The sequence below is a fragment of the Chitinophaga sp. S165 genome, from assembly GCF_003182155.1.
GTDB lineage: Bacteria > Bacteroidota > Bacteroidia > Chitinophagales > Chitinophagaceae > Chitinophaga.
Genome location: NZ_QGTG01000001.1, coordinates 1736462 through 1760403 on the forward strand (window position 1 = coordinate 1736462; position 23942 = coordinate 1760403).

16 protein-coding genes are annotated in these 23942 nt (G+C 45.9%); 11 read left to right on the forward strand and 5 right to left on the reverse strand.

Annotation, left to right across the window (positions count from 1 at the left end):
- Nucleotides 1–137: 137 nt before the first annotated feature.
- A complete protein-coding gene (locus C7475_RS06355; protein ID WP_110052370.1) occupies nucleotides 138–896 on the reverse strand; it encodes a hypothetical protein in 759 nt (252 codons plus the stop codon).
- Nucleotides 897–1281: 385 nt separating this feature from the next.
- Here C7475_RS06355 and C7475_RS06360 point away from each other — a divergent pair, with 385 nt between their 5' ends.
- The 4 genes from C7475_RS06360 to C7475_RS06375 all read left to right on the forward strand — a co-directional run bounded on the left by C7475_RS06360 (nucleotide 1282) and on the right by C7475_RS06375 (nucleotide 3511).
- Nucleotides 1282–1527, forward strand: a complete 246-nt coding sequence (locus C7475_RS06360) for a hypothetical protein (RefSeq protein WP_110052372.1) — start codon at nucleotides 1282–1284, stop codon at nucleotides 1525–1527.
- Between the two features lie 405 nt (nucleotides 1528–1932).
- Nucleotides 1933–2514: an inclusion body family protein gene (locus tag C7475_RS06365; protein WP_110052375.1), complete on the forward strand. Its 582-nt coding sequence runs from the start codon at nucleotides 1933–1935 to the stop codon at nucleotides 2512–2514.
- Nucleotides 2515–2663: 149 nt separating this feature from the next.
- A complete protein-coding gene (locus C7475_RS06370) occupies nucleotides 2664–2963 on the forward strand; it encodes a cytochrome c (protein ID WP_158286433.1) in 300 nt (99 codons plus the stop codon).
- Between the two features lie 20 nt (nucleotides 2964–2983).
- Complete coding sequence (locus C7475_RS06375; RefSeq protein WP_110052835.1) at nucleotides 2984–3511, forward strand: DUF1772 domain-containing protein; 528 nt, start codon at nucleotides 2984–2986, stop codon at nucleotides 3509–3511.
- 65 nt (nucleotides 3512–3576) lie between these two features.
- Here C7475_RS06375 and C7475_RS06380 read toward each other — a convergent pair whose 3' ends face one another.
- Entirely contained in the window at nucleotides 3577–4974 is a 1398-nt protein-coding gene (locus C7475_RS06380; RefSeq protein ID WP_110052380.1) for an aminopeptidase P family protein, read from the reverse strand.
- A 54-nt stretch (nucleotides 4975–5028) separates the two neighbouring features.
- Complete coding sequence (locus tag C7475_RS06385; RefSeq protein ID WP_110052382.1) at nucleotides 5029–6075, reverse strand: serine hydrolase; 1047 nt, start codon at nucleotides 6073–6075, stop codon at nucleotides 5029–5031.
- Between the two features lie 257 nt (nucleotides 6076–6332).
- Here C7475_RS06385 and C7475_RS06390 point away from each other — a divergent pair, with 257 nt between their 5' ends.
- Entirely contained in the window at nucleotides 6333–8687 is a 2355-nt protein-coding gene (locus tag C7475_RS06390) for a GAF domain-containing protein (RefSeq protein WP_110052384.1), read from the forward strand.
- Between the two features lie 81 nt (nucleotides 8688–8768).
- Here the strand turns inward: C7475_RS06390 and C7475_RS06395 are convergent, their stop codons facing one another.
- On the reverse strand, nucleotides 8769–9998 hold the full coding sequence (locus C7475_RS06395; RefSeq protein WP_110052836.1) for a family 16 glycosylhydrolase: 1230 nt from the start codon (nucleotides 9996–9998) through the stop codon (nucleotides 8769–8771).
- A 276-nt stretch (nucleotides 9999–10274) separates the two neighbouring features.
- Between C7475_RS06395 and C7475_RS06400 the strand changes: the two genes are divergently transcribed.
- The 6 genes from C7475_RS06400 to C7475_RS06425 all read left to right on the forward strand — a co-directional run bounded on the left by C7475_RS06400 (nucleotide 10275) and on the right by C7475_RS06425 (nucleotide 22804).
- Nucleotides 10275–13211, forward strand: a complete 2937-nt coding sequence (locus C7475_RS06400; RefSeq protein WP_110052387.1) for a triple tyrosine motif-containing protein — start codon at nucleotides 10275–10277, stop codon at nucleotides 13209–13211.
- Nucleotides 13212–13277: 66 nt separating this feature from the next.
- Complete coding sequence (locus C7475_RS06405) at nucleotides 13278–13892, forward strand: RNA polymerase sigma factor (protein ID WP_158286434.1); 615 nt, start codon at nucleotides 13278–13280, stop codon at nucleotides 13890–13892.
- Between the two features lie 76 nt (nucleotides 13893–13968).
- Nucleotides 13969–15183, forward strand: coding sequence for a FecR family protein (locus tag C7475_RS06410; RefSeq protein ID WP_158286435.1), 1215 nt, complete (start codon nucleotides 13969–13971; stop codon nucleotides 15181–15183).
- Between the two features lie 316 nt (nucleotides 15184–15499).
- Nucleotides 15500–18745, forward strand: a complete 3246-nt coding sequence (locus C7475_RS06415; RefSeq protein ID WP_158286436.1) for a SusC/RagA family TonB-linked outer membrane protein — start codon at nucleotides 15500–15502, stop codon at nucleotides 18743–18745.
- Between the two features lie 55 nt (nucleotides 18746–18800).
- Complete coding sequence (locus tag C7475_RS06420) at nucleotides 18801–20198, forward strand: RagB/SusD family nutrient uptake outer membrane protein (protein WP_158286437.1); 1398 nt, start codon at nucleotides 18801–18803, stop codon at nucleotides 20196–20198.
- Between the two features lie 65 nt (nucleotides 20199–20263).
- The gene (locus C7475_RS06425; RefSeq protein ID WP_110052399.1) at nucleotides 20264–22804 is read left to right on the forward strand and encodes a zinc-dependent metalloprotease; all 2541 of its coding nucleotides are present in this window, start codon (nucleotides 20264–20266) and stop codon (nucleotides 22802–22804) included.
- 143 nt (nucleotides 22805–22947) lie between these two features.
- Here the strand turns inward: C7475_RS06425 and C7475_RS06430 are convergent, their stop codons facing one another.
- Nucleotides 22948–23871 (reverse strand): NAD(P)-dependent oxidoreductase, encoded by a 924-nt coding sequence (locus C7475_RS06430; protein ID WP_255412640.1) that lies wholly within the window; start codon nucleotides 23869–23871, stop codon nucleotides 22948–22950.
- Between the last annotated feature and the right edge of the window lie 71 nt (nucleotides 23872–23942).

Sequence of the window (23942 nt, forward strand, 5' to 3'; positions counted from 1 at the left end):
TCTGGTACAAACTCGCCCGCCGTAGTCAAAATTAGACTAAGTAGTCTTACCCGGCAAATTTAATTTCCATAAGTCCATCCCCAGTTTTGGGGATGGACTTATTCTTTTCACCACATTGCTTGATATTTATATCATGACTATCTTGGCGTATGCTCTACCGACATACTTGTTTCCAGTGCGGATTTCAGCCTGTTGTTGGAATCGAGGTTCGCGTCGATCTTCAGCACAAGTTTTCCGCCAACAAAGGTGCCGGTGAAATCTCCTATCTGTAGTTTGGTCATCACTAAATTCAGATCGAGTTTCAGTTTGCCGTCGAATGTGATGCCGTCGTTCCCGATCGTCACATCCTTGCCTTCTGCGGTCAGTTCAAGCTTTCCGGCTATCATTACTATTACAGGAATATCTGATCCGCGGAAGGTGATCCTGCCGTTCATTAACACAGCTGGTTTAACAGTATCTCCTTCTACACGTACATATACTTTTACCTTCTCGAAATTCCCCAATGGAACGAAGATATTCCCCAGTTCAGTGCTGTCGAGGATATCAATCCAACGGTCTGTTTTGATACTGAGATTAATTTCGTCAGGGCCGTTCTTAGCAGCGAATTTCAACTCCCTGAACCTAACCTGGATACTGTCCCAGGTGAAGTCAAATCTTAAAGACGGGAAGGCCGCTAAAGAAGGATCATTGATGATCCTGCCAAGACGTTCTGCTCCCGCATTATCTCCCTCAATACTCCCGGAAGGATTCACAGCCTGGAGTTGATAATTGACAGTGGCTTTACCCTCTGCTTGCGGAGGAGCGACAGTTTCTTCGGAACTTTGTTTGGAGCAGGCAGCGAACATTACGGCAACCAGGGTCACAGTTGCACTTAACTGAAAAAATGATTTTTTCATGAGTGAAATTGGTTTAAGTGTTTCCAATAAAATAGAGGTAGATGGCTTTTACAACGATATGTTAGACTTCCGGAAATAACAGTCAAGTGCTACTGACGCTCTTAAATGACATATGGTTTTAATATGGGTCTCAGCTGGTATTTCAGGTTGCTTACATTCTCACAATTTTCGTACCGCAAGTTTCATAACGATGTTAATATTAAGCAGATATAGGCCTATTCTTCGTTTCCGAAGTGAGCAATAAAACTGCAGGGCCGCCTGCTGTCTCCTTTTCAATACACAGTGGGGAAATATTACGATACTGATCCCAGTATCACTATTCACATTAAAAGAAGGGATCGCTATTAAGGTCTGATTCTTGTGGCAAATCGGGAAAAGGATAACTATGAAGAAATTATCATTTAACTTATTAGTTGACGGTGTTCCATACATGGTGAAAGCGGAACCTTTTTCATTTAATGACGAGCAGCGTTATAATGTAAGTTTTAATGGCAGCGAGACCTATGTCTTTGCCTGGGATGAAGAAACATTGCGATATGCGCCAGTTGGAGAAGTAGCGGTAGAACTTTCAATGGCGTTGGAACAGGAAATTGCCAACAGGCTTTATGAGGTCACGCCCAGCAGGGAGTAAATACATTTCCCTATACCTATTTTTTTTAAAAATTACTCCCACCTACGAACAAAACCAAAACATGTACTGTTATCTAACAGTGTAAAAACTTACTAACTCAAGTAACCGAATAGATTCACCACATCTAACCTCAAGTACCAGACAACTATGAAGAACATCAAACACCACCTGACCGGATATATTTTGTATCAATAAACAACCATACAATACCTCCGCAACTTCTATTATACAGGTCACTATCAATCTCTGCCGGGAGGTATTCATTTGCATGTCTGCAATAGCTGACTTCTCTTAAGAGATGATCAGTATCTCTTTATCTGATATGTATCGCTCATACATAAACGAATTTCTATGGCGAATACCGAAAAGCCTTAACAGAGTAGGTAAAACTTTAAACCACATTTTATGTCAAACACAGCGCAAGCTCCCAGCCGTGCAACAGGATCTCAAAAGTCCGTATTTAACACTGTTAACGTAATAACCATCGTCGACACTGATGCTATTAAGAATGCCTATCCACGTAATGCCGGCCCAGGTGAAGCCCAGGGGCTTAACCATCATGAAGGCATCACCATGTTATGCGCTGGAAAAAACTTTCTGGGAGACATTGGCAATGACCCGGCTAATCTGAAGTTTTCTGCAAACGTAGGAGACTTTGTTTCGTTCTGGGCTACCACTATTTCAAATGATGCTGACGACTCCGTTATCATCTACGATATATCGTCCTCCAGTCAGACCAACGTATTCAATAACTTTCAGGCAAACGAAGAGACCAGGAGCGGCGCCGCAATACCTGATACTTCAAAACAGAATGGCCTGCCCGCTTTACAGGTAGCCCGGTCGTTTTATTCATATGATTCCAAAGTAAAAAACAGCGGCACTGAAGCTTTCGTTGTAAGTTTTGCGCTGTATGAGCTGGATGCCGCCAGGGAAACCCAGACCCTCTATGGTTGTTTCTTCTGGGACCCAACTATTGTTGTGCAATAATCGCATTTAGCATCACACCACATATCGGACGTTTATGTACAGCAGTTCTGCTTATGCGGAACTGCTTTTTTATATCTGTTCCTGACGGATTTGTTCTATTTTCCCTTTCGCCGGCCGCCTAATTTTGTTAAAAAAAGATGAGACGGACCATGCGAATTATTTTAATCCCCTTATTCCTCCTGCTGTTTGCCACAGGCTTTAGCACCGGCCAGCCCGGAGAGGGAAAAACCCTATATGAACATCATTGCTCCCGCTGTCATGGCACTGATGGCGCCAGGGGGTTATTCGGGGCCAAAAACCTGCAGAAAAGCCTGCTTCCTGACACCGCTATCGCCCTGCAGATCAGGAACGGAAAACGGATCATGCCATCCTTTAAAAAGAAGTTTACGCCAGACCAGATCAACGAAGTTTCAGCTTACATTAAAACCCTTAGAATACCTGCAATATGACACCTGTAAAAACGACTAACATGTTTACAATTGCCCACATCGTATTAATTGTTACCGCTACTATGACGGCGCTGATCAGCGGATTATTTTATGCATGGTCCTGCTCTGTAGTGCCCGGCCTCGCCAGGGTATCTGACAGTACTTATCTTGAAGCGATGCAACAGATCAACAGAGCTATCCTGAACCCTGTATTCTTTATGAGCTTTATAGGTACTGCCCTGCTTCTGCCCTTAAGCACGTGGCTGCATTACGGGCCTGACCTTAACGCCCGTTTCTGGTTATTGTTACTGGCTTCCGTTGTTTATCTGGCGGGTACTTTCGGTGTGACCATGTTTGGCAATGTACCGCTGAATGAGGCACTGGATGCTTTCAACTTATCATCTGCCACTGCACAGGAACTCGCAGCACAAAGAGCCCGTTTTGAAGGTCCCTGGAACAATCTGAATATCATCCGTACTATTGCAGGCATTGTGGCATTAATACTGATCATTCTGGCCTGCCTGAATCCGGCTGCTGTTACGGCCCGTACAGCGGCTGTTTATAGATAACGTTATTAACGCAAAAGGCGCCTCAGTTATCTGGGACGCCTTTGCTATTTAAATGAATGGGTTAGTTATTGTCGTAATGCCTCGATCCCGGCTATTGTTTTCGGCAGATCTTTACCCAGCTTTTTACTACCCTCTGCTGTGATCAGGTAGTTATCTTCAATACGGATACCTCCGAAGTCGCGGTAAGACGCTACCGTCTTATAGTCAATAAAATTACTCAGTTTATCTTCCGCCAACCAGCGGTCGATCAGTTCAGGAATAACATATACACCAGGTTCTACCGTCAGTACGAATCCGGGCTTTAACTCCCGTCCTAAACGCAGCGATTTCCAGCCAAATTCAGTACCCTTTTTCAGCGTATCTGTATATCCTACATATTGCTCACCAAGATCTTCCATATCGTGCACATCAAGTCCCATCATGTGTCCCAGGCCGCACTGGAAGAACAGGGTATGTGCACCGGCAGCTACTGCTTCTGCGGGATCGCCTTTCATCAGGCCCACTGCCTTCAGCCCTTCTACCAGTTTAATACTGGCCTGGGTATGTACTTCTTTATATTGTATACCGGGTCTTAAAAGGCTTACCGCATGATCGAGCGCATCCAGCACCACCTGGTAAACTTCCCGCTGTCTTGTAGTAAACTGTTTACCTACGGGAAAGGTCCTTGTAAGGTCACCGGCATAACGCATTACGTTTTCCGCACCGGCGTCACAGAGTACCATCTGGCCTTCTGCTACCTTGTTGCCATGAAAGTGATTATGCAGGATTTGTCCGTTGATGGTCAGGATGGTCGGATATGATAAGCGTCCTCCGGCAGCAAGTGCGGCTTCTTCTACTTTCGCAGCTATCTCATATTCCATCATACCGGGCTTCGTGAACTGAATAGCTGCAAGGTGCATATCTGCGCTTACAGACACTGCTTTTTCCAGCTCCGCCACTTCATGCTCATCTTTGATCTCACGTTGAGATATAACGGCCTTAATAAGCTCCAGAGAGGCATATTCCTGTAGCTGCCCTACCGGTTGCTGCAACCATTCGGACAACCTGATCTTGTTCTCTGGCCGGTAAGGAGGCAGAATATGTATACGGCGGCCGGAAGCCTTTGCCTTCGTTAGCACTTCCGCCAGCTGTGCATAAGGACGTGTCTTAGCTATGTTTACTGCTGCTGCCAGATCTTGTAAGGAAGGTAATGCACCTGTCCAGATGATATCATCTATACCCGCCTCTCTTCCAAACAGTGTCTCCTCTCCTGTTTCCGGGTCCAATATCACTGCCAGTCCGGGTATATCTATACCGGCATAATAGATGAATGTACTGTCCTGACGAAAAGGATAAGTATTGTCAGCATAGTTCATACTGCTGTCCTCATTACCCATCAGCAGGATAAGCCCTTTGCCAACCTGTGCCGCCAGCTTTTGTCTGCGGTTAACATAAACTGATCTATCAAACAGATGTAAATGCATAGTTGTTATAAATGAGCCACGAATTTAGTACTTCATGTGCAATAATACACATCACTACTGCGCTGCTTTCACAATATTCAGGATCTGATCATGATAATAAAAGCTTTGCTTAAGATCAGTCATGTTCCTTGCTATATTCTCCAGTACGATCACACTTGTTTTTGTTTCAGGAAAATAGAGGTCCATAGAAATAAATCCCGGTACTACGCCTGTTACTGCCAGTTCAGGCTTGACCGTTTGCCGTGGTATAGTGATACCATAACCATAATCGACCGTTCCCAGTGTCTGGTGTTCCCTGTATGCATTCTCTTTTGGGCTGATCATTAAACGATAACTCTTATCCGACAGCAGTTTACCACCGTGTAAACAGTTGTTCCATTTTACAAGATCATCCGCAGAAGAGATCAGTCCACCGGCTGCCGTCGCCACATTTGAATACATTTCCAGCACGCCGTCTTCTCTCTTCAACCGACCATCCTGACCGGCAGTATATCCTGGTACCAGATGTATATATTCCTTCTTCCGGGGATCAAAGCTATACTGCATACCACATTGTTTGAACAGTGCAGCGCAAAGGTCAGGGAATGACTGTCCGGATGTTTTCTCCACTATCTGAGACAGCAGATCAAAGCTGATGAACCCATAGGCAAAATGCGAACCGGGCCTGAAAGCAAGCGGCTTATCAAGTGCGGTAATACCATGCGTATGTGACAGCAGGTGATGGATGGTAACTGTATCTGCCCATTTCTCAGACAAAGCAGGCAAGTATTTGTGAATAGGATCATTTAAATGCAGATGCCCTTTCTCCATCTCCTGCAATACGATAACGGATGTGATCTGTTTGCTGATAGACCCGATCATAAATTCACTTTCAATGGTAAAAGGCTGTTGCTGTTCGACGTTGGAAAAACCGCCAAACCTCCTGTAAAAGCTCCGGCTTTCATTGCCGATCACAACGACGCCGTTAAAGGGAACGGTAGCCGTATCCGTTAGCAGGGAATCAAGTTTCCGGGTAAGATTCCTCTGTTGTTGTTGTTGTTGAGCAAATACATTGAAAAAAGAACATAAGATGGCAATGAGGACAAGGATACGTTGGGTCATTGAACGGGAGTTTAATAGAGTCAGATTAATTATTCACAAGTTCAGACAAATTAAGCTGAAATCATGGCTATGGCGGTAAAATATTTTCTGCGGAGGGATATAGCTGGATATTTACAAAACAAATGGAGACGGACGATCTGTTGTTAATCAGGAAAGAATATATCCAGAAAGGGGCGAAGACCGGAACAGGTTTTGCTGTTGTTGCCCGAAAGCAATTAAATAATGATTAATTTTAGGCTGGTAAGATACTAAAAAATATGAACGGGCATTCCTTTCCAGACAGTCCATTTCAGATTGAGCTAAGTTTTTTCCATGTTATCGGAGAATTGGAAAAACAGGCTGCAGGGCCAGAGAGCGAAACATCCATCCGGGCAAAAGCTTTACTTGCCGAGGTAGAGAACTGCCCTGAACTGATCGAAGGACTTACGACTGCCGGGCAGATAGAAAAGAACCGGGACCTGATCCGCCGGCTACTGGCAGACTACTTCCCCGAAGCCCTGACCACAAATGAAATTAAAGCGGTCAACCTCCCCTATGCAGATCTCATTTTCAATCATACAGCCCGTTTTAAGAAAATACTGGAAGCAGCCGGACCTGAGTTCTCATTCAATATCAGGGACTTCGATGAGCATCAGTTCTATGTACTGAGCTGCTGTATTATCCTCAATGAGTTTTACGGCACATCGTTGGATTTCGCCAGGCCGTTGTTTTATGATATTCCTACAGCAGATGGTGTTATCAAACATTACAGGATCTTATACAATGCAGATTTCCTTGATATATTGCCAACGCCACGGTCTCTTACGCTGACGCCTGAAGATATAGACCTCCTGCTGAACAATTATGATGACCTGGACCTTTGGAAATCAAAATTTCCGAAAGAAAGCTGGATACTGAGAGGGTTTGCCATCATGACCCTGTACGACGCCACCGTGGAGAATGCAGTATCTATCCTGAAGGAGCAACTGCTTGGTTTGAATGCGGGTTTTGAAGACAAGATACAATCCATCTTCCGGTCAATATACCGTATTCCCGACATCAAGGTGGGGTTCACGTTGTATAATCCGGAAGAGGACCATTTCAGTATCGATACATTAGGAAAACACCTGGAAAGTTACATCGTACAGGGAAATGGCGAACATGAGGCCCACTCGTTACTTTGTACCAGTTCGTATAATTGCCTGATAAAGAAGAAACAATATTATGCGATATCTGATGTGAATGAATTACTTGCCATTGATCCGGAACACCGGTTAGGCAATTACTTCCATCAACAGGGTATCAATAGTTTCATACTGGCGCCTGTTGTCAAACACGGTAAGCTGTTGGGAGTACTGGAAATTGTCTCCTTACGTAGCAAAGAACTGAACAGCATCAATGCCAATAAGCTGCAGGTGGTGATGCCTTTCATGACAGATAACATCGAAAGAGTGATCGTTGAAATGCAGAACCAGGTGCAGGCTGTCATACAGGAGAAATACACCGCCATTCACGGCAGCGTATACTGGAAGTTCAGGGAGGAGGCCAAACAACTGATCCTTCAGCAGCAGGACGGGAAGGATTACGGTTTACAGGAAATCGTATTTCCGGATGTGTACCCGCTATATGGACAGATCGATATCAAGGGCTCGTCCGATATACGTAATACCAGCGTGCAACAGGACCTGCAACTGCAGGTAAAGACACTGGCCACCCTTCTGAAACAATTAAGTAATCTGTCATATGCGGAAGTGCTGGAAGAGCTATGGAACGGCAATCCATCTGAAGGAGAAGATCAACCGCAGTACCAGCATGATTTTCAGGCGGTACTGGAACAACTGCGAGAATACCTGGTGGAGCTTTCTTTCCCACTAAGAGCGGGAACAGAACAATACATCACAGCTTACCTGGTGAATGAGGTGCATCCGCTATTACAACCTTTGGCAACCGATCCGCGGGTACAGGCATACTTTAAAGAGAATGATAAAGAAAAGGGTCAGTTTCATTTGCAAAGGCGGAAATATGAGAAGACGATCTCTACCATCAATAATAAACTTTCGGACATTATAGACCGGAACCAGTCTATAGCCCAGGTGTTATTCCCTCATTATTATGAGCGATTTAAAACTGATGGAATAGAGCATAACCTGTATATCGGTGCTTCCATCTCACCGAAACTGCAATTCAGTCTGCAACGGCTGTACGACCTTCGTTTATGGCAGTTACAGACGCTTTGTGAAATGGAAATAGCGCATCATCAGTTGAAGGAGGAATTACCTTATCCCCTGGATGTGACCTCACTGATACTCGTTTACAATGCCACTATCGCCATCCGCTTCCGGATGGACGAGAAACGGTTTGATGTGGATGGCAGCTATAATGCCCGCTTTGAGATCGTGAAAAAGCGGATCGACAAAGCCTTTATTAAAGACACGACCGAGCGTATCACCCAGTCGGGCAAGATCACCATTGTTTATTCCAACTATACCGAAGAAGAGGAATATCTGCGATACATCAGGACCTTACAGTCGCAGATGATACTGGACAATGATATTGAGCAATTTGATATTGAGGACCTGCAGGGCGTATCCGGGTTAAAAGCGATCAGGGTAAAGATCATTCACTTAGTCTGATCATAAACTGACAGGCCCATTATGCTATTGGACTAGCATAATGGGCCTGCTCTATACAATTGAAACCCTATCAGACAAATATTAGCGGGTGAATTTCTCCCAACCCTGAATAGTAGGGCGGTTACATGTCATAGGCTGAAGACCGTCTTCAGAAGACACATATGCGCCGTTGTTACCGCGCAGAGAGAAAGTACCATCACCGTTATCGATCCAGTCGAATTTCTCCCAGTCCTGGATAGTTGGACGGTTACAGGTCATAGCCTGTACGCCATTTTCAGAAGACAGGTATTTACCCATGCTCTGCAGGGCAACTTTACCACCATCAGCATCAACAACTGTGAACTGTTCCCATGCCTGAACGGTAGGACGGTTACAAATAACTGGCTGTACGCCATTCTCACCACTTACGAAGGAACCATTGTTACCTCTGAGAGAGATAGTAGAGCCGATAGGAGCAGTACCGTTACCACCGTCAGGAGAGTCGGTGATGCTGTACACTCTTACGTAGTCTACCAGCATGGTAGCAGGCAATGCGGCGTCGTTGATGTTGTTACCAGGCAGGTTACCACCTACTGCGATGTTCAGCAGGATGAAGAAAGGTGCATGGAACTCTTCAGTACCGTTGATGTTGTTCAGGATATTCGCTTCATGGAATTGAACGCCATCCACAAACCAGCGGATAGAAGAAGCATCCCAGTCAACCGCGTAAACGTGGTAGTTGGTAGGCGTAGTCTGGGTGTTACCGCCATAATAAGAATACACGGTATTAAACCAGTGGATAGTACCCAGCACAGTGTTGCCGGTGTTTACGTGCTCCATGATGTCGATCTCACCGCAAGCAGGCCAGCCAGCGCCGGTGCTGATGCTGTTACCTAACATCCAGAAAGCAGGCCATAAGCCCTGTACACCCGGAAGTTTAATACGGGCTTCGATACGGCCGTATTTTGTAGAGAATTTACCATTACTGTTGATACGACCGGAAGTATACGGTTGTCCCTGAACAGTTTGTTTACGTGCAGTGATCACCAGGTTGCCACCGGTAACAGCTACGTTTTCAGTTTGGTAGAACTGCTTTTCATTGTTTACGCCCAGGTTACCATTTTCATACCCCCATTTAGAAGTATTAAGGCTGGTACCATCAAATTCGTCGGACCAAACCAGGTTGTAAGCTTTAGCAGCTACAGCGCCCTGGGTTTTGTCGTTGGCAGAGAGTTTAGGCGCTTTCTCGGCCTGGTTGTCTTTTGTACAGGATGTGATTGCTGCTGCGAGCAGCAGTAGGCTCAGTAGCCCGGAGAAGGTCTGTTTTTTCATAGTTTTAATAATTCCGGTTTTCATTGTTCCCGCATAGTGCATTCATCGCTCCGGAAATTGGGTGACACGCCCTTTATCCGAAGACGGGAAAATGTTAACGCGGAAACTGGTTATTTTGATCAGGGCAAAGATGGTGTTAATTTTTATGTTCCCTCATTTTAGGGGTACGTCTAATCTACTACAAGCTAAACACAGTCTATTGATTATCAATAAACATTATTTACGTCACCGCTACTTCAAGCGATAATATTCATATTTTTATTAAAACGTTATGAAATGAACAAGCTTCTTTTGCTTGTCTTGTCTATCCTATGGACTGGCGATAACCTGGCGCAACAGATCATCGGTTTACCGCCAATTGTTAACTACACCCGACAGCAATACCCGGGAGGTGGTCAGACCTGGGACCTGGATATGGACCGGAATGGCATCCTTTATTTTGCCAACAATGAGGGGTTGATGACCTTTAATGGTCACTCCTGGAAATTAGTGCCGGTTCCCAATCATACACGGCTACGGTCGGTGAAGGCCGATAAGGACGGGCGTATCTATGTCGGCGCCCAGGATGATTTCGGCTATTACCTGGCCGATGGGGATGGCGTATTGCGGTATACGTCCCTCAAACCGGCGGTAAGGGACCGGAAAGACCAGTTTGCAGATGTGTGGGACATCGTGCTGTACGATGGCGGGGTCTATTTCAGAGGTACTACCAAGATATTTTATTACGACAAACATCGTATACATGTTTATCCCGCGGCCTCACAATGGCATGTGATACGCAGCACCGGCAACGGACTATACGCCCAGGATGCCGAAAAAGGACTGATGCAGTTTAAGGCGGGCAGCTGGCAACCTGTTTGTAAGGAAGTGGCCGACAAGGGACTGCTGATCAGGGAGATCATAGGCGCAGCGGATAAGGGAGATACCAGCGGAGAACATCATAACATAGATGCAGCTAGCGACACCCTCCTGATCTGCACCTTAAAACATGGCCTTTTTAAGTTGTATCAGGGACACCTCTACCCTTTCGAGACGGCTGCTTCTTCCATTTTCATCCAAAACCAGATCTACTGCGCACGCCCTTGGGGAGATAAGCAGTTGCTGGTCGGCACCTCTTACGGAGGCTGTTATATCATGCACAGGGAAACGGGGGCGCTCATCCAGCAGTTTACCGTCAGCGAAGGACTACAACATAACAGCGTGCTGAAGATCTTCACTGACAGGGGAAAGAATATCTGGCTGACGCTGGACAATGGCATTGACATGGTGCGGTATAACACGGCGGTAAAACAGATCCTGCCGGACAATAAACGTTACCTGACCACTTATACAGCGACGGTCTTTGACAAGCAATTATATATCGGCACTTCAGACGGTGTATTCAGTACCCCTCTCGGCGGGCAGTCCGACTTCAGTTTTCTTGAGAGCCGTTTCCGGCAGATCGGTAATACGGCCGGCCAGGTATGGAGCATTGCCAATGTAGGATCACATCTGCTGATGGGGCACCATGAGGGTGCGTTTGAGATCAGGGAACAACGTGCGGTACCCTTATCGAAGCTTACGGGATGCTGGTTGTTTCAGCCACTGTCTTCCTATATGCTGGCAGGATGTTATACAGGATTGCAGCTGATGGACAAGAGAGGAAATATATTATCGGCCGCCAGAAAACTAAAAGGCTTATCCGAGTCGCTCCGGTTCCTGACGGTGGAGAACGATAGTACAGTATGGGCATCCCACCCCTACCGGGGCGTATTCAAAATGCATTTGGGCAAGGATACCATTCTGCGATATACGTTATATACACAAAAGAACGGGCTACCGGCCGACTACAATAATTTTGTATTCCGGATAAGGGGTAAAATGATGGTGGCCACACAGGCCGGCGCCTATGAATATGATGCAGCACTGGACCGTTTTGTGCCATCACACTGGCTCCATCCTATTCTCAGGAATGCCAGTTTGCAGTACCTGTCGGAAGATGCTGTAGGGAACGTCTGGTTTATCTCTAATAAGATGCCCGGCGTGATCGACTTTCATAAACCGGTACCCGAACATGCTTATAGTATTGTTTATTTTCCGGAATTAAAAGGACAGATCGTCAGTGGTTTCGAATTCCTGTTTCCTTATAATGACGAGAACATTTTCGTAGGGGCGGAAAAGGGAATGTATCATATCAATTACCGGCATTACCGGCAGGCAAAAGAGCAGCCGCTGGTGCTCATCAGCCAGGTGAGCGCACATGGAGCGGTGGACAGCCTGTTATTCGGCGGGTATCATCCCCTGGGAAAGCATTCTTTCAAGGCGATGCCCAATGCCTTTTCCAGCTTTCATTTTGAGTATGCCTCACCGGTATACGGTCAGGGTAATACCATTGAATACAGTTATAAGCTGACGGGCTTTGATCAGCAATGGAGCGAGTGGTCGGTTAAAACAGAGAAAGACTATACGAATCTTCCTAACGGCCGCTACAGTTTTTTGGTGAAGGCGAAAGACAATCTGGGTAACGTGTCTACAGCTGCCGTATACTCGTTCCGGATACTACCGGCCTGGTATCAGACTACTTTGGCCAGAAGCGGGTATGTGCTCCTGGGATTGACATTGCTGCTGTGGTTCTATATTTCCCAGACAAGGAAATTTGCCCGGCAGCAGCGGCGGTATCAGCAGAAACAGGAGCAACTCATCCTGCGGCATAAATTTGAAAAAGAACAACGTGAAAAGGAACTGATAAGTCTTCAGAATGAGAAACTGACCACTGAAGTACGCTTTAAGAACAAAGAGCTGGCAACGGCTACCATGTACCTTCTTCACAGGGGGAAAGTGTTGTCTAATATCAAGGAGGAATTGCAGGTGGCGATAAAAAAAATAACACCTGCGCCTGACAGTGCGTTTAAAAAAGTGCTGCGCCTGTTTGAAGAAGCGGAAAACAATGATGAGGATTGGGAGCAGTTCTCCCGGCACTTTGACGAAGTGCATAACAACTTTCTGTTCACACTGAAACGAAAATATCCTGACTTAAGTACTACCGACCTCAAGTTGTGCGCCTATCTGCGTATTAACCTGACTACAAAGGAAATAGCGCAGTCGCTGGGCATTTCGGTAAGGGGTGTGGAAACGAGCAGGTACCGGTTGAGAAAGAAGCTGGAACTACCGGCGGATACGAGTTTATATGATTTCCTGATAGCGATCACCGACACGCCGGAGAAACCGGCGTAATCATGATGAAAACCAACGGGAAACGGTTATATTTGTAGTTCATTACGCCTTTACCACAAATTGTCATTGCCAGAATCTATTATTCATACACGCATAGCGGAAGAAGAGGAAAGAAATTTACTTCACAATGTTGCAGCAGGTGACTGGCAGGCCTTTACGCGCCTTTATGAGGCATATTCTCCACTGATCATACATTATTTGCAGGTATACCTACAGGACAAGCATGACGTAGAGGAGATCGGTCAGGAGGTCTTCCTGAAAGTCTGGAAAAAAAGAGAACTACTTGTAACAGTACGTTCTTTTAAGAATTATGTATTCATCATGGCCAGAAATGCCCTGAATGACTTTTTAAGGGCTCAACAGTCGCAGCAACAGAAGCAGGCGGGATATTCCAAAGATTATGTACAGCCGCATTACAGTGCCGACGACAAACTGATCACCGATCAATATGAATCCATTGCCAGGGCGGCGCTGGAAATGCTTCCGGAAAAGCAGCGCCGTATTTTCCTTTTACGAACGCGGGACGAAATGACCATACAGGAAATTGCCGATGCTGTAGGCATGTCTGTAGGAGGTGTTCACAAATCACTACAGCAGGCAACTAACCACCTCAAAGACTATCTCGCCAAAAACGGCATTAGTTTTACACTCCTTCTTCTGATACTGTTCTTTCAGCCCTAAAATTATTTTTTAGCTTTTTTTACTGTCCTGGTGAAAATTCGGATTTAGTCACCGTCTTTATACGTATATGTCATATATGAATATATCCGAAGCCATCGCACATATTACAAAACTTGCGGAGGGACAAGCTGTTAGCACGGAGCAGACAGCGCGTTTCCGGCAATGGTTCCTTGAGGAAGCGACCGAAGAGGAACTGGAGCAGCTGGCAGTTGCCCATGAATCTGTTTTGATGAGCGTTCAGGAGCCGGCATATAATAACAAAGAGATTGTCAGTAACATATATAGCCGGCTGACGGCCTACTACGAGGCTGAAACGACCGCCATGGAAGAGAGCAACAGACAGGAGACCCTTATCAGGAAGGCAACGATACGTAATTACTGGTGGGCCGCAGCGGCTTCTTTGCTTTTAATTGGCGGTGGCGCGGTATGGTTACTGCGTCCGGCACAAAATTCAGGGGCCATCGTGCAAAATACGGATACCACACTGGCGCCGGGGGGGAACAAGGCTATCCTGACACTGGCGAACGGCCAGCAAATCATATTGGACAACCAGGCTAACGGCAAGATTGCCGTTCCGGGTGGTGTGGATATTATAAAAGCAGATAGCGGTGCTATCGCTTACATAGGAACAGGGAACAATGTACAATACCACACACTGTCCACTCCCCGGGGTGGACAGTTCCAACTCACATTACCTGATGGTTCACAGGTTTGGTTGAACTCGGCCTCATCCATACGTTATCCGACGGCATTCACCGGAACCGAAAGAAAGGTGGAGATGACCGGAGAAGGATATTTTGAAATTGCCCCCGACGCCGCCAAGCCCTTTACCGTGAAAGCTGACAGACTTGATGTGCACGTATTGGGCACAGGATTTAACATCATGGCTTATGCCGACGAAAATGCCATCCGTACGACGTTGCTGAGCGGATCGGTAAAGGTGGAGGCAGGCGATGCAACAACGGTACTGACACCGGGCGTACAGGCAAGTCTGAGCCCAGAAGGAAAGACATTCAAAACCAGCAGACCGGACCTTGCGGAAGTGCTGGCCTGGAAGAACGGACAGTTCCGCTTCAACCGGACGGGTATTAAAAACATTATGCGGCAGGTGTCCCGCTGGTACAATGTAGAAGTAAGTTATGAGGGCAATGTGGACAATATTGAATTCCAGGGCATCTTATCCCGCAAGGTGACGGCGAAAGCCTTGCTGGAGACCCTGGAGGCCACAGGAGATGTACATTTTGAAATACAGGGAGATCATATAAGCGTCATACCAGGCGCCAGAAAATAATATGGGATAATACGATCAGGTATAGGGTACAAATCAGCATTCAAACAAATGTTCTGACAGATCAATCAAACATCTAATTAACATCAACAACCAACCAACAGAGTATGTAGTAGAACAGTAACCAAAGAATCAGCAACAGCTTCGAGAGCGTCCTGAAAAAAGCGGGACCCCAACTGGAACTTGGGGTCCTGCTATAAGGACTACTTCATTAATGTCTCTTACGTCATTTAATCAGTAAATCCCTAAATGTACAAGTATGAAGAATATTGTACCTGGCAAAGGTATGCCAATTCCTTTTTCTAAATTATTAATGATTATGAAATTAATCATTCCGCTTATCCTTGTTGCAGTACTCCATGTAAGTGGAGCTACCTACGGGCAGAAGGTGACGATAAGCAAAAAAAAGGCGGCACTGGTAGAGATCTTTAAAGCCATCAGTGAACAGACAGGACGCGAATTCCTGGCCAATCCGGCTCTGTTGGAAAAGACCCAGCCGGTGGATATTAACGTAAAAGATAAAGAGATCAGCGAATTCCTGCCGGCATTACTGGCAAAACAGGGGCTGACCTACTCTCTCCTTAACAATGTCATTGTCGTTACGAGGGACACTAAGTCCTTTTTTCCCGTGGCCCCGGTGGCTGTTACACCCCCTGACCCTCCAAAGATCGTGAAGGGGTGGGTAATGGACCCTACAGGAATTACACTACCTGGAGCAACAGTAATGATAAAAGGCACCCACAAAGGGGTGAGCACTGATGCCAAAGGCTATTTCGAACTGAAAGTAGATGATGGTGTAGAGAATGTGGAACTGACGATCAGCTATACAGGTTATGCTGTAAAAACAACCACTGTAAATCTTAGCCGTCCTGTAGTGATCTATATGAGACCATCCACCAGTGAACTGGACCAGGTACAGGTGATCGCATATGGTACTACTACCAAACGTTTCAATACAGGTAACGTATCGACAGTCACTGCGGCTGATATTGCTAAAAATCCCGTGAGTAACCCACTGCTGGCATTGTCAGGAAGGGTATCCGGGCTGGTGATCAATCAAACGACAGGTATGCCGGGAGGTGCTGTAAGTGTGCAATTGCGCGGACGTAATTCTATTGCAGCCGGTAATGACATTCTTTATATTATTGACGGGGTGCCATTCAAAGGAGGCACATCAGGGACCATCAGCAGTGGACTTGTACAGGGCAATCTGCTTGACCTGGTAAACCCTGCGGATATTGAAAGTATAGATGTTCTGAAAGATGCTGATGCAACATCTATCTATGGTTCCCGTGGTGCGAATGGCGTAATCCTGATCACTACCAAAAAAGGAAAGCCCGGACGTACACAAGTAAATTTGACCGCCTACACAGGATTCAGTAAGATCACCCGTATGCCGGAATATATGAACCTGCAACAATACCTTCAGATGCGCCATGAGGCGTTCAGCAATGACAATGCGAAACCAGGTTTTCTTGATTACGATCTGAACGGTAAATGGGATACCACCAAATATACCAACTGGCAGAAGCTGATAATGGGCGGGACTGCGCATACTTCCGATGTGCAGGGAAGCATAACAGGTGGTTCTGACAATATTCAATATCTCGTAGGCGGTGGCTATCACCGGGAAGATCCCGTAATGCCGACAGATGGCGCTTTGAAGAAAGGATCAGCACATTTCAGCATTACCGGTACAAGTAACGATAGAAAATTGAGTGTGAGTGCTGGTGGTATTTATGTATCGAACACGAACAACATTACGCCACTTGATCCAACATCTACGATCAGAGGCCTTGCGCCCAATGCACCGGATCCGTATAATCCGGACGGAACACTTAACTGGGATAACGGATCATGGGACAATCCATTTGCTGCGCTGGCACAACCTTACAAGGGTCGCTCCAACCACCTGAATGGCAATGTTACCGTAGGTTACAAGGTTGTTAAAGGCATGGAAGTAAAAGTGGCAGCCGGCTATGAGAATGTAACGCAGAATGAATATGTAGGCAGCCCGGTTGCCCTGATCAATCCTTTCTCAGTATTCGCGAAGGTGTCTTCCGCCAGATATAGGACTGCTACCTACGGAGGCTGGAACATAGAACCTCAGATCACTTATAATTTCGGTCTTGGCAAAGGTCATTTTGAAACATTGCTGGGAGCAACGTACAGACGTCAGCAGAATGAGAATCTGACACAAAGAGGCGTGGGGTATGCCAGTGATGCGCTACTTAGAAACCCACAGGCAGCTGCTACTATTACTGTTGAGGATTTTAGCGACAACATAAACAAATACACTGCAACCTTCGGCAGGATCAAATATAACTGGGACAATAAGTATATCCTCACACTGAACGGACGTCATGACGGTTCCAGCCGCTTTGGTCCTGACAGCAGGTTCCACTTCTTCTGGTCTGCGGGTGGTGCATGGATCTTTACCGAAGAAAAAGCTGTAAAAGACCTGGTGCCTTTCATGAGCTTTGGTAAACTAAGAGGCAGTTATGGTACAACCGGTAATGATAATGTAGGAGACTACGCCTTCCTTGATCTATATAAATCTCTAGGTTACAGCTATCAGGGCGACAAAGGTTTGCAACCAACGGCATTATTTAATGCAGACCTGGCCTGGGAAGCTACCCGTAAAATAGAAGGCGCCATTGACCTCGGTTTCCTTGATGACAGGATACTTGTTACGGCATCATACTATACAAATCGCAGTAACAACCAATTGCTGTCCTATCAGCTGTCGGCAGTAACTGGCTTTGGATCTATTCAACGTAACCTGCCAGCGGTGGTACAAAACACAGGATGGGAATTTGAATTACATACTACTAATATAAAACGTAAAAACTTTGAATGGACCAGTTTCCTGAACATATCATTACCGCGTAATAAACTGCTGGAGTTTCCCGGACTTGATCCGAATGATCCGAATTTCATTATCGGCCAGCCTCTTGGTATTACAAGAGTGTACCAGTATGCAGGTGTAGACCCACAGCTGGGAACTTACCAGTTCATCAATAGTGAAGGTAAGAGTGTAGGAGCGCCTGACCAGAAAACAGCTTTTATCAGTCCTACGGTAAAGTATTACGGAGGCTTCCAGAACTCATTGAGTTATAAGGGTTGGTCACTCGACCTGCTGTTCCAGTTTGAGCAGCATGTTGTTAAAAATCCGCTGCTAAATGGCAACTTCGCACCTGGTTTCATAGGCAATCAGCTAATAAGTGTAGCGTTAGACCGCTGGCAGCAACCAGGCGATGTGAAAGATATTCCCAAATACAGCCAAAACATTTTTGGCTACCTGCCATGGGCTTTATATGCAAGATCCAGCACGCTGGCTTATTCAGATGTTTCTTTCTTACGGCTGAAGAATACTTCTATCTCGTATCAATTGCCATCAAAATGGCTGCAAAAGATGCATCTGCAGCAGGTAGCGTTATTTGCACAGGGACAGAACCTACTGACCTTCAGCAAAAAAGCATTCCGGGATTTTGATCCGGAGTCTGGTGGTCTTAACCTGAGCCCGATGAAGACGTTTACAGGTGGTATTAAAGTAACCTTATAAAAGAGAAACAATGACCTTACAATATAAATCATTACGTTACCTATATACTGGTTTTATGCTAATTGCATTCAGTACGGGCTGTGACAAGGCAGTGGAGATAGACCCGCCGGCATCAAAGATCGTGAGCGAGGAAGCATTTGCCGGAAACTCATCTGCAACTTCTGTCATGACAGGACTATACAGTGGTATGGTCAAAGATGCAGGATTTGTAAGTGGCATCAACAGCATTAGTATGCTGGAAGGGATGGCTGCAGATGAGATCAAGAACTATCTACCCGCCGTGTTGGGCTCTTCCCTAGCTGAATTTTATACCAATACTTACAATGTAGGCAGTGGATACTTCTGGAACGAATTCTACCAACGTCTATATACCTGTAATGTCACCATAGAAGGCGTTACTGCCTCTAAAGGACTGTCAGAACCTATCAGGCAGCAATTGCTTGGAGAAGCCAAATTTGTACGTGCGCTTATATATTTCTACGCGGTGAATACTTACGGTGATGTACCGCTGGCGCTGACAAGCGATTACAGGATCAACAATACATTATCACGCGCACCCAAAGAACAAGTGTATGCGCAGATCGTTGCTGACTTGAAAGATGCTCAATCAATGATGGGAGAAGCCTATTTTGCAGGTATTTCTCCTGGCTCTGCACAAAGAGCACGTCCGAATAAGCTGGCCGCAACCGCGCTGCTTGCACGCGTCTATCTATACCTGAAAGATTGGTCCAACGCAGAAGCACAAGCCACCGCTGTGATCAGTAATGCAGCTTACCAGCTGGAACAAGATCTTAACAAAGCTTTCACTACAACTACTAAAGAAGCGATCTGGTATATGCTGACAGTTGATCCTATCAACTATGCGACCAATGACGCACAGGCATTCATCCCGTCTACCAATCCGCCCGGCGTTACACCCAACACTCCGGGTGCACTCAGCGAATCCCTGGTAAATAGTTTCGAGCAGGGAGATAGCCGCCGGGAAAAATGGGTTGGCACGTATCTCGCCAATAATGGTACGACATATTATTATCCTTTTAAGTACCAAAAAAATCCGAGCGGTACACCCGAAGCACTGATGGTTTTACGTCTTTCAGAGCAATACCTGATACGTGCGGAGGCTAGAGCACAGCAAGACAATATTACTGGCCCCGGCAGCGCACAGGAAGATGTGGATGCCATCCGGGCAAAGGCACTGCTGACCGGCACAACAGCCACAGGTAAAGATGCTATGCTGGCAGCCATTGCGCAAGAACGAAAAATAGAATTGTTTAGTGAATGGGGACACCGTTGGTTTGATCTTGTCCGTACAGGTAAGGTGGATGAGGTAATGAGCGTACTCACACCCCAGAAAGGCGGTGTGTGGGACCCAAATCACAAAATACTGCCCATACCGTTTAGTGAAACACAGCTCAATCATAACATCAAACAAAATCCGGGTTATAGCAATTGATGAAGACAACCTTTGCCATATCCATAGAGGTAACCATGCCATCATTTTAAATACTAAAGCTAACAATGAAATCAGCAACGACAAACGTTTTGCTTGGAACCTTATGTGCTGCGGCGATGGCTTTACCAGCTACCGCACAGAAACAACAAAAGGGAAAAGACACGACCGCTATAAAAAAAGATAGTCTCGCCGCAGCACTAGCTTTAACTAAATTTGGCCTTCCTGCGAAACAGGAAGCACTGAAGCCATATAAAGAGATCATTCCGCCAGGTACAATTACGACCAACGGTCTGTTTAAAGTGCATAAGTCTAATGACAAGTATTTCTTTGAAATACCTGATTCATTGCTCGGGAGAGATATGCTGGTAGTAGGCAGAATATCGAAAGGGTCTTCGGAATTCCGTTTTTTTATGGGCTCTTACAGCGGTGATCAGATCGGCGAAAAAGTGATCCGCTTTGAAAAAGGCAGTGGTAATAAGATCTTCCTGAAGACGATTTCATACAAAGAACGATCTGCAGATAGTTCTGCAAACGGTTTGTACCGCTCCCTGCTGAACAACAATCTGCAATCCATACAGGCTGTATTTGGCATCAAAGCGATCAACGACAGCACTAAAGGAAATGTGATAGAGATCACTGATTATGTGAACAATGATAACTCTATCCTGTTCTTCGACCCGTCACTCAAAAACCTGATGGGTTTAGCGATGATGGCTCCTGACAGGTCTTACATTGAGGATATCCGTTCTTATCCGATGAATGTGGAAATAAAAACGGTACGCACCTACAATTCCAGACCAGCTCCTAATAGCGAGTCAAAGACCTACAGCTTTGAGCTGAACAGCTCTATTGTGCTGTTGCCCGCCGAACCAATGCAACCGCGTTTCTTTGACCCGCGGGTAGGATTCTTTGCTGATGAGTACATCAACTTTGATGCTAATTCACAGGGTGTAAAGAGTGAGAGCATGATCTGGAAATGGCGTATGGAACCCAGAGAAGAAGATCTGGAAAAATATAAACGCGGAGAACTGGTGACGCCTAAAAAGCCGATCGTCATTTATATAGATCCGCTGACGCCGAAGAAGTGGGTACCATACCTGATAGCTGGTATTAACGACTGGCAGGGCGCTTTTGAGACTGCAGGATTTAAAAATGCGATCATGGCGAAAGAAGCGCCGGCAGACGACAGTACCTGGAGCATTGAAGATGCCCGTCATTCTGTATTGGTATACAAGCCATCCAATATCTCCAACGCAATGGGACCAAGTATCAAGGACCCGCGCAGCGGCGAGATACTGGAAACGCATATCAGCTGGTACCATAATGTGATGGACGTGTTATACAAATGGTATTTCATACAGGCAGGCGCGATAGACAAACGTGCACAGGCACCGCAGCTACCGGATTCATTGATGGGAGAACTGATCCGTTTTGTTTCTTCTCACGAAGTAGGTCATACGCTGGGATTACGTCATAACTGGGGAGCATCTTCTACCGTTCCGGTAGATAGCCTTCGCAGCAAACGCTGGGTAGAAGCACATGGCCATACGCCATCTATTATGGACTATGCACGTTTCAATTACGTTGCACAGCCGGAAGATAATATTGGTCCAAAAGGTATCTTCCCACGTATCGGTGATTATGACAAATGGGCTATTGAATGGGGGTACAAACTTGTACCATCTGCTAACAGTGCAGCTGCAGAAACGCCGGTGCTGAACAAAAGGGTTATCGATAAACTGGCATCCGGTAAACAATACTTTTTCGGTATTGAAAAAGTACCTAACGATGCAAAGACATATTATGATCCGAGGAATCAGCGTGAAGACTTAGGTGATGATGCGATGAAGGCCAGTATGTACGGTATTGCCAATCTGAAACGGATTGAGAAACACCTGATCGATTGGACACGTCAGCCGGATGAAGACTATACCAGGGCCGGTGAGATGTACATGGAGATCGTGAAGCAGTTTGATCTTTATGTAGGACATGTTGCATCGCAGGTAGGCGGTATACTGACCACACCAAAAACTGTGGAGCAACAGGGACCTATATATGAATTCCCTACTAAGAGCAAACAACAAAGGGCTGTAGCATTCCTGAACGAGCAACTGTTTACGACACCGGCGTGGTTAGATGATAAACAATTATCGACGCTCACACCGACAGGTTTCTCAGCAGTAACGGCTGTCCAGAAGAAAGTGTTGTCTCAGTTGTTGTCGCCCGACTTGTTAGACAGGTTGTATGCACAGGAAGCGTTTGATGCATCCAAAGCTTATACTGCGTCACAGCTATTGCAGGACCTGAAGCTTGGCGTTTTCTCTGAATTAAGTACGCACAAAACAATTGATCCTTATCGCCGTATGCTGCAGCGTGTATATGCGGAGAGACTGAATTTCATGCTGACGCCAGCACCTGCCGGAACAATATCATTCACTCCGACAACTAACAGGGATAGTGATGTTATGGCGCTGATCAGGGCACACGCGAAGGAATTGATGAACATAATTAAGGTAACTACACCACAGATGTCAGACGCCACATCCCGTAATCATCTGCAGGATCTTTACGAAAGATTGGATAATGGGCTGCATCCTAAGAAGTAGTTATCTAAAAGTAATCTTATGTGGTAAAGAGCACATGAGCTCTATTAGGTGTAAACAACAAACGTGCGATATCTATCGCACGTTTTTCTGTAAGTTGAAAAGGTTTAACAACCGGCACCGGTCGTGGTGCCGGTTAATTATTTTCAGAACTTCTTGATGATCGCAATGATATCCTCCTCTCCCAACGTTCCTTCAGCCTCATGGAAAGTATCAGCAGCAACTGTCGCCAGCGGCGAAGACAGGCCTTCTGCTTTTGCAAGACGCAGATCTTTCGCAATATGCTTCAATGCGAAGGCGGCTTTATAGTTATCGTTCATGATGGCATCACCTTTTATTTTACCGAACACATTTCCCAGGGCGCTATTGTTGATGACAGCCATCAGGTCTTCTGTACGAATATGTTGCTGATTGGCAAACGTAACTGTTTCTGCCAGCCCCTGTGCAAAGATGGCCAATAGGGTATTTACAGCAAGTTTGGTATTATTACCGGCACCGGTGTCGCCTGTCAATAGCACTAATTTGCCCATTTTCTCCAATATAGGTTTTACCTGCTGGAACGCGGTATTATCACCTCCGACCATGATGACCAGCAATGCATCTTCCGCCTGTTTTACGCTACCGGATACAGGTGCATCCAGGTAAGTATTTCCCTGTGCAGCACACAAGGCAGCCATGTCTTTACTCACTGCAGGAGAGACTGTACTCATATTAATGATGATCTTCCCGGATGTTTGCACAGATAATAATCCGTTGTTGCCAGTAAATACATCCCTGGTAGCATTGTCGTCAGATACCATCAGAAAAACGATATCAGATTGCAGTATCACTGCTGCGGGCGTAACTGCTGAAGAAGCGCCCATTGCCTGTATGGCTGCTTCCCTGTCTTTATTGCGGTTATACGCTGTTACACCATAACCGGCCTTTATCAACTGCTGAGACATTGGACCGCCCATTTTACCTAGTCCGATCCATCCTATTTTTGCTGTAGTCATGTTATGTGGTTTATGTTGATTGTTATAAAGTTCCGGAAAAAATGGAGGTACAGATGAACAAATGGCAAAGATCAAAATTACGCGATACCATTGTGATAGTGGCCAACATTGTGATAAAAGGAGTATGCCGGTGCCGGTTTAAGCGC